Origin of the sequence: Vibrio rumoiensis (assembly GCF_002218045.2) — a bacterium.
In the GTDB taxonomy this organism is placed as follows: Bacteria; Pseudomonadota; Gammaproteobacteria; order Enterobacterales; family Vibrionaceae; genus Vibrio; species Vibrio rumoiensis.
Genome location: NZ_AP018685.1, coordinates 2601098 through 2612566, shown reverse-complemented (window position 1 = coordinate 2612566; position 11469 = coordinate 2601098). Strand labels below are relative to the sequence as shown.

Genomic DNA, 11469 nt, shown 5'->3' with positions numbered 1-11469 from the left:
TGGAAAGTCTTTTATACATGAGAAAAACTAAGCCATTTAGCTGATTATATTCATTATTTTTCGATGAAAAGTTGAGATTAGAATCTCAGTTAGGCGAGATTGCTTGACGTGGTTTACACTAAAATGGTCATTTACGGGTAATATTTATCCACTAATGTGACATATTCCTAGGTTTTTTCTTAAAATCTGGTACATTTACGACCGTTTTTTTAATCAAGTTCGCCCAATACTTGGGTGTCTTTTATAAGTGAATCGAATTCCATGACTACTCCACAGATTGATAAGTTAAGAAATATCGCGATTATCGCGCACGTTGACCACGGTAAAACAACCTTGGTTGATAAGCTTTTACAACAATCGGGTACACTTGAATCTCGTGGTGAAGCTGAAGAGCGCGTCATGGATTCAAACGACATCGAAAAAGAACGTGGCATCACCATCTTGGCGAAAAACACCGCGATTAACTGGAATGATTTCCGCATCAACATCGTAGATACCCCAGGACACGCCGATTTCGGTGGTGAAGTTGAGCGTATCATGTCAATGGTTGACTCTGTATTACTTATCGTTGATGCGGTTGATGGCCCTATGCCTCAAACGCGTTTCGTAACACAAAAAGCATTCGCACATGGTTTAAAACCAATCGTTGTTATCAATAAAATTGACCGTCCTGGCGCTCGTCCTGACTGGGTTATGGATCAAGTATTCGACCTATTCGACAACCTTGGTGCAACGGATGAACAGTTAGACTTCCAAGTGGTTTACGCATCAGCACTAAACGGTTGGGCGACACTAGAAGAAGGCGAAACAGGCGAGAACATGGAACCCCTATTCCAAGCGATCGTTGATAACGTTGAATGTCCAAATGTTGATATTAATGGCGCATTGCAAATGCAAGTGTCTCAACTTGATTACAACTCTTATGTTGGTGTTATCGGCGTTTGTCGTGTTACTCGTGGTAGCGTTAAAGCGAACCAACAAGTTGCTATCGTTGGTGCCGATGGTAAGAAGCGTAACGGTAAAGTCGGTACGGTTCTTGGCTATCTTGGTCTTGAGCGTCATGAAGTTGAACAAGCTAACGCTGGCGACATCATTGCGATTACGGGTCTTGGTGAGCTTAAAATTTCTGACACCATCTGTGATGTCAACAATGTTGAGCCAATGAAGCCACTTTCAGTGGATGAGCCAACAGTAACCATGACGTTCCAAGTAAACACTTCTCCGTTCGCGGGTAAAGAAGGTAAGTTCGTGACTTCACGTAACATCCTTGAGCGTTTAGAAAAAGAATTAGTGCACAACGTAGCATTACGCGTTGAGCAAACTGACGATCCAGATAAATTCAAAGTATCAGGTCGTGGTGAACTTCACCTTTCAATCCTAATCGAAAACATGCGTCGTGAAGGTTTTGAATTAGCGGTATCTCGTCCTGAAGTTATCATTAAAGAAGAAAATGGCCAGTTAATGGAACCGTATGAGAAAGTGACTATCGACGTGCTTGAAGAGCACCAAGGTGGCATCATGGAAAACATCGGTATCCGTAAAGGTGAGCTAACCGATATGGCACCAGATGGTAAAGGCCGTGTACGTATGGACTTCGATATGCCTTCTCGTGGCTTGATTGGTTTCCAAACGGAATTCCTAACGCTAACTTCTGGTTCTGGTCTTCTTTACCATACTTTCGATCGTTACGATAACCACAAAGGTGGTACCATCGGTCAACGTCAAAATGGTGTATTGATTTCTAATGCAACCGGTAAAGCGTTAACTTACGCACTATTTAACCTTCAAGATCGTGGTCGTTTATTTACTGAGCACGCTGATGAAGTTTATGAAGGCCAAGTTATTGGTATTCATAACCGTTCAAATGACTTAACGGTTAACTGTTTGAAAGGTAAGCAGCTAACTAACGTTCGTGCATCTGGTACTGATGAAGCGCAAACACTATCACCAGCAATCAAATACACACTAGAGCAAGCGCTTGAGTTTATCGATGATGATGAGCTAGTAGAAGTAACACCTGAAAGCATTCGTATCCGTAAGAAGTTCTTAACGGAAAACGATCGTAAACGTGCAGGTCGTGCTCCTAAGTAAGGCGAACTACTCAATAAACGTTAACGCAAAATTCTGCTGTTAATGCACAATGAAAGCCGATGCTATCAATGCATCGGCTTTTTTATTATTCTAGAGACCGCCGTATAAAGTCGGGTATGTGCTTAAATTACTTTAAGATTAGAGCTTAGCGTTTACCTTCAACTACTTTATTTTTTAACGAAACCATCTTAGTTAATATCATTAGGGATGTGATGATGGAAAAAACAATCAGCGTATTCATCCATTATTTAGTGTACCTAAAAGATCGCATCGTACATGATCGATTGGCGGTGAATGCCGGTTACATGGCTTATATCTCGTTATTATCTTTAGTGCCACTGGTGACTGTACTGGTGACGACTCTCTCTAAGTTTCCGGTGTTTCAAGGGATTACCGAGCAAATCCAAGAATTTGTTTTCTTAAACTTTATGCCAGCAGCAGGGGATGCGGTAAAGAATGCACTTAATACTTTTATTTCTAATACTTCAAGTATGACGGCAGTGGGTGGGGTGTTTGTATTTATCACCGCGATGATGCTGATTTCAACCATTGATAAAAATCTTAACTTTATTTGGCGAGTAAAACGCAAGCGTCGTATGGTGTACTCATTTTCCATGTATTGGATGGTGTTAACTCTAGGACCTCTATTTATGGGAGCTAGTTTAGCGCTCAGTTCTTATATCACTTCAGAGCAATACATCAGCCAAGAAGTCGTCAGTGGCATTTATCGTATTTTGCCGATTATTTTATCAATGTCGACTTTCGTCGGCTTGTATATGCTTGTGCCGAATATTAAAGTGAAATTCTTTCATGCTTGTACTGGTGCGCTTGTTGCCGGCTTACTCTTTGAATTATCGAAAAAAGGCTTTGCGATGTACATCACCGCATTTCCATCCTATCAGTTGATTTACGGCGCATTGGCAGCAATACCGATTTTATTTGTATGGGTGTATTTGTGCTGGTTCATTGTATTGGTTGGGGCTGAAGTGACGGCCAGTCTTGGGGAAAGAGAGGATTGGTATAATGATGAAACTTATCATCCATTGCAAAAAATAAAAGAAATGTTCAGCCGTAAAAGGAACGATTCGTGATTGCGTTGATCCAAAGAGTCAGTGAAGCCAGTGTCAAAGTAGATGGAAAGATTGTCGGTGAAATCAATCAAGGTCTACTGGTGCTATTAGGGGTAGAGAAAGACGATGATGAAGCAAAGGCGAAGCGTCTGAGCGAGCGGGTATTAGGTTATCGAATTTTTGAAGATGACCAAGGGAAAATGAACCTTAATGTGAAGCAGGCAAGAGGCGAGGTTTTAGTGGTATCACAATTTACTCTTCCGGCAGACACGCAAAAAGGTATGCGTCCAAGTTTTTCTAAAGGTGCTGATCCACAGGAAGCGGAGAGGCTCTATCACTATTTCTCAGGCTGTTGCCGTCAAGCCGATATTCGCACTGAAAATGGTCAATTTGCCGCTGATATGAAAGTGGCTCTGGTCAATGACGGTCCCGTGACCTTCTGGCTACAAGTATAAGATTATAACGAAAGGTCAACAGACCCTAGTAAACCAATATTAAATAGTAAGGGATTTACATGTTTAAGTTAGTGACGCCCAAAAACGAATCTGACTTGCAGAATTATTATCATTTCCGTTGGCAAATGCTGCGTGAGCCATTTCATCAGCCGCAAGGTTCTGAGCGTGATGAATATGATGAAATGAGTGCTCATCGTATGATTGTCGATGGGCGTGGACGCATTATGGCCGTCGGGCGTATGTATTTGACCCCTAATAACGAAGGTCAAGTACGTTATATGGCGGTTCATCCTCAACATCGAGGCAAAGGCTTAGGTTCGTTAATTCTTGTCGCCTTAGAGTCCTATGCGCTGCAAGAAGGCGCTAAGCGCTTAGTGTGTAACTCTCGTGAAGATGCGATTCATTTCTATGCTAAGAATGGTTTTGAAAGCCAGGGTGAATTAAATGATGAAAGAGGGCCAATTCGACATCAACAAATGTTGAAGCGTTTGAAAGCAAGCGCCAATGTGTCACGTCGCCCAGAGTGGTGCGATGAACTGCAAAAGCGTTGGCGACAAGAAATCCCAATTTGTGCCGCGATGGGGATCCGCATTAGCCAATACACTGGCTATCAATTTGAATGCTCGGCCCCGCTTAATCCGAATATTAATCCGCATGAAACCATGTTTGCTGGCTCACTATTTACCTTGACCACATTAACCGGGTGGGGAATGGCTTGGTTGTTGATGCGTGAGAAAGGCTTGGAAGCCGATATTATTTTAGCTGACAGTCAAATCCGTTTTCGAGCACCAGTTACCGAAAGCCCAGTTGCGGTGACGTCTTTAGATGGTATTAGTGGCGATTTAGACCGTTTGGTTAATGGGCGTCGTGCCCGAATTATCGTAAAAGTGACGGTTTACAGTGGTGATGTGGCGGCAGTTGAATTTACCGGCACCTATATGTTGATGACCGACTTTTTAGGTGAAGCTCCGGTTGTAAAATAACAAGGTTTGTTAAACCACGGATGGCGTTAAATAAGCGATCGGATAGAAAACAAAGAGGCGGTGATCGTTGAACGATCACCGCCTTTTTTTTGCTTTTATATTTTAGCAATCTTGATTGGTCTCAGTGGCAATTATTTTCGACCACGACAGAATTTTTATCCCCTAATAAGTCAAAAATTAACGCTTGGCATTCACCTTCTAACCGATATTGTAAATTGCCTTTATCTGGAAAAAGAAAGTCATATTCACCGCCTAAGTGAGCAGAAAAATCCTTTCCTTCTATCGTAAAAGGTTTTAAGGATAATCGGCCACGGTCGGCAACTAAATGAATATCGCTGATAGTGACTGATTGAACTTTTTTTTCTTTTTGCTGTTTTGGCTTAGCTGTTTTATCTGTCGTATCAGGTGCATTCTGTGGATCTTGCGGTGGCGCGAGTGGTGGTAATTCAATATTTTGGTTACGTAACCATAATGTTTGGAAATCATCATCGCTAGTCGCCCGTGTCACGCTCGCATCGAGCTTTCCGGTCACACTGTGATTAAAGATTAATTGATCGCCATACAGACCTTCACCTTTAACGGTAAAATCGGTAATACCATCTAAATGCAGCGGCAGGTTAAACCAGCGAGAGAAAAATCGTAGGGGTATTCCTGAGGCATCCAAATCGAGTTTCCAAGGTTGGCTCGTTTGAGTGAAAGCCATATCACCAGAGCCTTTGATGAGCCCATTTTCTAATGGAATAAATACCTTATCTAGCCAAAAGTGCCCTTTTTTACTCTGCATGCTGACCAATAGATTGTTGCTATTCACGCTATCGTAACTGGCGCTATTCGCACTGACGGTTAGCTTTCCTTGCCATAGGCCCCAGTGACTATCTTTTTTAATCTCTATGTCATCACCTTCAATACTCAAACCGGTCGCTTGCTTAGGGGGCGTCGTGGTGAGATCGATAAATTGAACATGATTGATGGTGAGCATTTTGGCTTTAATGTCAGATAAGCTTTTTAAATAATCGAGAGCAAGCTGTTTTGATTCTGGTTCTGGAAACCACTTCATATTATTAATGTTAAGCTGAGCTAACTCTAAGCTGGTCGGTGTTGCTTTACCTTGGATATGCAGATTGCCTTGCAGCATTTCTAATGAAATATCTTGGATATTGGCAGTGTTAGGTTGTAGCGTAATGTCTACTGCGGGTGAATCAATCACTTGGCCAAAGGCGCTCATATTATCCGCAGTGATAAATATCGATGCATCTTGCTGTTGCCAGAAATTAAAAGGCAGATGAAGATTGGCCGCAGTCAGTTTGATGTTGTTAGCGGAGAAATTAGGCATTTCGATACTTGAGTTATTGATTTCTAACTCATCAATCGCGATCGGTAAGCGATTAAACCACTCGATACTTTCTCGGCTAATGGTATCCGAGTTGGTTTTTTGTAGGCGTAATCCAGTAATGCTAATACGCGGAAACTGCCATATTCTTTGTTGCTGCTGTTTGATTGCTTGAGCTGAAAATTGTCCTTTACGCCAGCGGAAACGAATATCATAAAAGGTGGAATGAGTTGGGGTGATGTCACCATCTAAGAAGACGTTATCAAGCGCTTCGCCTTGCCAATAAAGTTGCCCGGCTGAAAGTTGAATCTCACCATAAAAGGGCAGTCTTTGTGAATCACGTTTTTTTGGGTGTTTGATTTGTATATTCACATCACGCCCAACCAAACCGTTATCCGAAAAGTCGATATTGGCGATAGATAATTGATTTAAATGTACATATCCAGGAAGATCTAGACGTGGCCAGCCATGCTGAAGAGTGACGCCATCTGCTAAGATATTATCAATCTGTAATTGGTTGTTAAGCAATAGGTCATCACTGAGCCAGATATCCATCTTCTCAACCAGAATAGGATCAGAGTCTTGATGTTTAAGCAGTACGCCATCGAGCTGTATATGATTAGGTTGCTGGTAAGAATATGTGACATCACGAACTTGGATATTACCTTGGTAGGCATAGTTCAGAGCGCTGTTGACTACCAGAGGGGCATATTTGGTGTGTAAGGCCGCATAAGAAGCGGAAAGCGCGATAACCACTAATGAAATCAAGCCAACAATCACGGCTAGCAGTTTTCTCATGTAACGTCCTGTTTATTCATGTCCCCATTGGCAGGGAGATTAGAGCTGTGAAGTATAAGCAGATATGAGTTCCGGTACAATTATTCCTGCTTTTTATTACGGATATACCCAAGTGACTGCAAGGTGCAGAATTCAGCGTTATCATCCAAACCTTTAATCAAGGAAGATTGGCGAAGGAAAGCACCTTTGAAACCAATCTTATATATAAAATAACAAAAAACGAGAAACCGTGAAGTTTCTCGTTTTGTTTAAAGGTTAAGTCGTTTTAAGTTGAAACTACAGTTGAGGGCCTGCGCTGACTAGCGACTGACCTTCTTCGTTGTCCGTATATTGCGCAAAGTTTTTAATAAAGAGTTGCGCCAGTTCATTGGCTTTATTCTGCCATTGTTCCGCTGTTGGATAAGTATCTCTAGGATCGAGAATTTGGCTATCAACGTTTGGTAACTCGGTTGGCACTTCAAGATTAAATGTTGGAATGATTTTGGTTGGCGCATGATCAATCGAGCCATCTAAAATTGCATCAATAATGCCTCGAGTATCTTGAATTGAAATACGTTTACCGCTGCCATTCCAACCGGTATTGACCAAGTAAGCTTCTGCGCCAGCCGCTTCCATACGTTTCACTAGCACTTCGGCATATTGGGTTGGGTGCAGCGTTAAAAAGGCAGCACCAAAAGCGGCGGAGAACGTCGGTGTAGGCTCGGTGATCCCGCGCTCAGTCCCCGCAAGTTTGGCCGTAAAACCAGATAAGAAGTGGTACTTAGTTTGTTCTGGTGTCAGCTTCGAAACAGGAGGCAGAACCCCAAACGCATCTGCGGTTAAGAAGATCACTTTTTGTGCATGACCCGCTTTGGATACTGGCTTAACAATATTATCAATGTGATAAATCGGGTAAGAAACACGAGTGTTTTCGGTTTTCGAATTGTCATCAAAATCGATAATGCCATCTTCTGATACCGTGACGTTTTCGAGTAATGCATCACGACGAATCGCATTATAAATATCCGGTTCCGCTTCTTTAGACAGTTTGATAGTTTTAGCGTAACAACCGCCTTCAAAGTTAAACACCCCGTCATCATCCCAACCATGTTCATCGTCGCCGATTAATTGGCGTTTAGGATCGGTGGAAAGTGTGGTTTTACCGGTGCCAGATAAACCAAAGAAAATCGCCACATCACCGGCTTCACCGACATTGGCGGAACAGTGCATTGAAGCTATACCTTTGAGTGGGAGTAGGTAGTTCATCATGGCGAACATGCCTTTTTTCATTTCGCCGCCATACCAAGTACCACCGATAATTTGAATGCGTTCGGTTAAGTTAAAGGCAACAAAGTTTTCCGAGTTTAGCCCTTGTGCTTGCCAGTTTGGATTGGTGGTTTTAGCGCCATTCATGACGATGAAATCAGGCTCAAAATCTTGTAGTTCATGTTCGGTTGGGCGGATGAACATGTTTTTAACGAAGTGTGCTTGCCATGCGACTTCCGTGATCACCCGAACTTTTAAGCGCGATTCTGGGTTTGCGCCACAGAAGCAGTCGACCACAAAAATACGCTTGTCAGAAAGCTGTGTGGTGACTAATGATTTTAGATCGGCCCAAACTTCAGGTGTGATCGGTTTGTTGTCATTCTTACCTTGATCGGACCACCATAACGTATCTTTGGTGATCTCATCTTTCACGATGTACTTATCTTTCGGTGAACGACCGGTAAAAATACCAGTATCAACTGAGACCGCGCCTAATTCGGTGACAATACCTTTTTCATAGCCACTTAAGTTTGATTGAGTTTCTTCGATAAACAGTTGTTCATAACTTGGATTACGAATAACGTCAGTTGCGCCAGTAATGCCGTAAGTTGTGAGATCTAACTGAGGTACAGTCGTCGTTTTATCCATAACGGTCATAGATGCTCCTAATAGGAAATTTGTAGGGAATATTATAATTTTAGGTAATGACCCCTATATAACCACTTTCTACGTGTGGTTTATTTGAGGATCATAACAACTTTAACAAAATTCGTAGTACAAAAAGGTGGCGTCAAGAACACTATGATTATTATATTGAATAAAATAAGTTTCTATAATTTGGCAGAAATGAAGGATTAAGCGTGGTTTTTCGGCACAAAAAAAGCCGAACTGAGTCGGCTTATGTGATGTCACGTATGACTTATTGTATACAATGAATTAATGCAGGCTCTTTTTAGCGGCCGTTACGATTTGGTCGACTTGTGCGGCATCAAAAGAATAAGTGCTGCCGCAGTAATCACAATGCAGAGCCACTTCGCCTTCCGTTTTTAGAATATCATCAAGCTCTTCTTTGGCGACGGTCGCAATGGCACCCGCACTACGTTCGCGTGAACAGCCACAGAAGAATTCAACTGGCTGAGCTTCAAATAACTGCACTTTTTCTTGGTTATAAAGGCGATAAAGCACGTCATTGGCTTCAAGTGAGAACAGTTCTTCATTCTTAATGGTTTCGGTGAGTCTTTCTAAATGCTCAAAGTCATCTGCAGAGCCGGTACCATCAGGCATGATTTGTAATAGCATACCCGCAGCATGTGCTTGGCCTTCATGTTCACCTGTGCGGAACCATAAACGCGTTTTTAATTGCTCCGAACGCTCAAAGTAACTCTCTAAGACATCAGAAAGTGTCTCGCCTTCTAGACCAACGACGCCTTGGTAGCGCTCGCCTTTATCCGGAGAAATAGTGATCACTAAATGCCCTTGACCAACCATTTGGTGAAGAGTGGCATTTGGTGCAATTTGGCCTTCCCAACGTGCAACACCACGCATTTTTTGTTCGTGATCGCCATTGATAACCACTAACGAAAGTGGACCATCGCCTTGTAGTTGAAGCGTAATCGAACCTTCAAACTTTAACGTGGCGGTAAGAAGACTGGTTGCGACAAGTAATTCACCCAAAAGAGCTTCAACTGGCTGTGGGTAATCCTTGTTGGCAATAATTTGTTGGTAAGCGGTATCAAGTTGCACTAACTCACCACGAACTGACAAATCTTCGAATAAATAGCGATGCAAAAGGTTATTTGCCATTAGTTTGGGACTCCTCGCCTCGGGCGGTTTATTGGTGTTTAAATTTTATAAGGTTACGACGTTGTTTCTTATCGGGACGTCGTTCTGGACTTGGGCTGTATAGCGCGTTGAGCTTATGTTTTTGAGCGTCTTCTTCTCGCTTACGCATACTCTCTTCTGTTTCGCTATATAAGGTTTGTGCTTCAGGCGCACCGCGACGCTGATCGGAAATTTTTTCGATGATCACCGTCTTTTCTTCGTTGCCTTGGCGCAAGCGAATCAATGCTCCCAATTCAACGATCTTGCTCGGCTTACTACGCTGATCATTATAGTGAACTTTGCCACCTTCAACCATGCTTCTGGCAATCGATCGAGTTTTATAAAAACGAGCCGCCCATAACCATTTGTCGAGGCGCACTGATAAAGTTTGTGAACTCATTCTGAGATATGTCCTTAAAGATCAAAGGTTCCTAGAAGATCAGCTAAACGATATTTACAATTTAACTCTATAATATCAGTCAAAATGGTGATGGCTTTAGTCATTTTCAAGGGGCAGGACAAAGATGTCATAAATTAAGGGATATAATGTGTATTTTCGTTGTCAGTATTGGGCTAGATAAATTAAAACTGACGAAAATGATAGTTTTTGGGCGAATTCTTGGCGATCTGGTTGAAAAATATTGATTATCGCCACATGAAAGTGTGATTTAATTTGGTTTAATCCTGCTAAGCCGTTAAGGTTAGAAATTAAAAAGTGGACGAGAATTTAAGGTGTCATCTCTAATGGTGTCAAAAGGGAATATCCAGATCCAATGGTCTCAGTTAACAAGCCGTTGGCTACAAAATCAAGCACAGTTAAGCTTTTTGCTGACTTTGCTACTGACGGCCGGTATTGCTTGGTTAGTGGGCATTTTGTTTTGGGCTTTGTTAGCGTCGACTCCCGGGGTTGATCACTGGTCAGCGCCAAGCGTAGTGGCTTCTCAAGCATCCTCAACCCATCAAACCGATACCCTTTCTCCTCTATTAAGTGCCAATTTATTTGGTTTATATACTCAGACGCCAACCAAAAAACAGCAAGTGGCACAAGATGCGCCACAAACACGCCTAAATCTCACATTAGTGGGTGCGGTTGCGAGCAGTAACGACAAATTAAGTTTGGCGATCATTGCCAATCAAGGCAAGCAATCGACTTATGGGATTGGTGAAACCATTGATGGTACCCGAGTCACGTTGACGGCGGTGTATGTCGATAGGGTGATCATCAGTAATCAAGGCCGAGATGAAACCTTGATGTTACAAGGCATAGACTATAATAAATCGCCTCAAGCCATTGAGCGTCAACCGGTTGCCACCGAGCCTGCGACGAATGATGTCGCAGATTTAGATAAAATTCGCCAAGAGATTTCATCGGATCCACAAAAGATTTTTCAATACATTCGTCTTTCTCAAGTGATGGAAGACGGACAATTAAAAGGCTATCGAGTACGTCCAGGCAGTGAAAGAACACTGTTTGATCAAGTCGGGCTACAAGATGGTGATATTGCTACAGCATTAAATGGACAAGATTTGACTGACCAGTCGCAAATGGCGGCATTATGGAAAACGGCTTTAGATTCAACGGAGTGGAATCTAACCGTAGAAAGAGATGGTCAGACTCACGATATTTACATTCAATTTTAAAATGGATTCTCAGTTCGTGGCTAACACTTATTTAG

General features: G+C 42.4%; 9 protein-coding genes. 5 read left to right on the top strand and 4 right to left on the bottom strand.

Features of this window, described 5'->3' with window-relative positions; all coding sequences use genetic code 11:
- Positions 1-261: 261 nt before the first annotated feature.
- The 4 genes from typA (at position 262) to VRUMOI_RS11910 (ending at position 4599) form a co-directional block, all read left to right on the top strand.
- Complete coding sequence (gene typA, locus VRUMOI_RS11925; RefSeq protein ID WP_089137703.1) at positions 262-2091, top strand: translational GTPase TypA; 1830 nt, start codon at positions 262-264, stop codon at positions 2089-2091.
- 215 nt (positions 2092-2306) lie between these two features.
- Positions 2307-3182, top strand: a complete 876-nt coding sequence (locus tag VRUMOI_RS11920; RefSeq protein WP_089137704.1) for a virulence factor BrkB family protein — start codon at positions 2307-2309, stop codon at positions 3180-3182.
- Positions 3179-3616 carry a D-aminoacyl-tRNA deacylase gene (gene dtd, locus VRUMOI_RS11915; RefSeq protein ID WP_089137705.1) on the top strand — a complete coding sequence of 146 codons (438 nt, stop codon included), beginning with the start codon at positions 3179-3181 and terminating at the stop codon, positions 3614-3616. The genes VRUMOI_RS11920 and dtd overlap by 4 nt, the downstream gene beginning before the upstream one ends.
- A gap of 59 nt (positions 3617-3675) precedes the next feature.
- Positions 3676-4599, top strand: coding sequence for a bifunctional GNAT family N-acetyltransferase/hotdog fold thioesterase (locus VRUMOI_RS11910; RefSeq protein ID WP_089137706.1), 924 nt, complete (start codon positions 3676-3678; stop codon positions 4597-4599).
- Positions 4600-4720: 121 nt separating this feature from the next.
- Here the strand turns inward: VRUMOI_RS11910 and VRUMOI_RS11905 are convergent, their stop codons facing one another.
- The 4 genes from VRUMOI_RS11905 to hslR form a co-directional block, all read right to left on the bottom strand.
- The gene (locus VRUMOI_RS11905; RefSeq protein WP_089137707.1) at positions 4721-6727 is read right to left on the bottom strand and encodes an AsmA family protein; all 2007 of its coding nucleotides are present in this window, start codon (positions 6725-6727) and stop codon (positions 4721-4723) included.
- A gap of 276 nt (positions 6728-7003) precedes the next feature.
- On the bottom strand, positions 7004-8629 hold the full coding sequence (pckA, locus tag VRUMOI_RS11900; protein WP_089137708.1) for a phosphoenolpyruvate carboxykinase (ATP): 1626 nt from the start codon (positions 8627-8629) through the stop codon (positions 7004-7006).
- A gap of 279 nt (positions 8630-8908) precedes the next feature.
- Positions 8909-9775, bottom strand: coding sequence for an Hsp33 family molecular chaperone HslO (gene hslO / locus VRUMOI_RS11895; protein ID WP_089137709.1), 867 nt, complete (start codon positions 9773-9775; stop codon positions 8909-8911).
- Positions 9776-9803: 28 nt separating this feature from the next.
- A complete protein-coding gene (gene hslR / locus VRUMOI_RS11890; RefSeq protein WP_089137710.1) occupies positions 9804-10193 on the bottom strand; it encodes a ribosome-associated heat shock protein Hsp15 in 390 nt (129 codons plus the stop codon).
- Between the two features lie 344 nt (positions 10194-10537).
- Between hslR and gspC the strand changes: the two genes are divergently transcribed.
- Positions 10538-11434, top strand: coding sequence for a type II secretion system protein GspC (gspC, locus tag VRUMOI_RS11885; RefSeq protein WP_089137711.1), 897 nt, complete (start codon positions 10538-10540; stop codon positions 11432-11434).
- Positions 11435-11469: the final 35 nt, after the last annotated feature.

Coding starts and splice junctions, on each gene's coding strand:
- typA (WP_089137703.1), top strand. CDS start 262: ATGACTACTCCACAGATTGATAAGTTAAGAAATATCGCGATTATCGCG.
- VRUMOI_RS11920 (WP_089137704.1), top strand. CDS start 2,307: ATGGAAAAAACAATCAGCGTATTCATCCATTATTTAGTGTACCTAAAA.
- VRUMOI_RS11910 (WP_089137706.1), top strand. CDS start 3,676: ATGTTTAAGTTAGTGACGCCCAAAAACGAATCTGACTTGCAGAATTAT.
- VRUMOI_RS11905 (WP_089137707.1), bottom strand. CDS start 6,727: ATGAGAAAACTGCTAGCCGTGATTGTTGGCTTGATTTCATTAGTGGTT.
- pckA (WP_089137708.1), bottom strand. CDS start 8,629: ATGACCGTTATGGATAAAACGACGACTGTACCTCAGTTAGATCTCACA.
- hslO (WP_089137709.1), bottom strand. CDS start 9,775: ATGGCAAATAACCTTTTGCATCGCTATTTATTCGAAGATTTGTCAGTT.
- hslR (WP_089137710.1), bottom strand. CDS start 10,193: ATGAGTTCACAAACTTTATCAGTGCGCCTCGACAAATGGTTATGGGCG.
- gspC (WP_089137711.1), top strand. CDS start 10,538: ATGGTGTCAAAAGGGAATATCCAGATCCAATGGTCTCAGTTAACAAGC.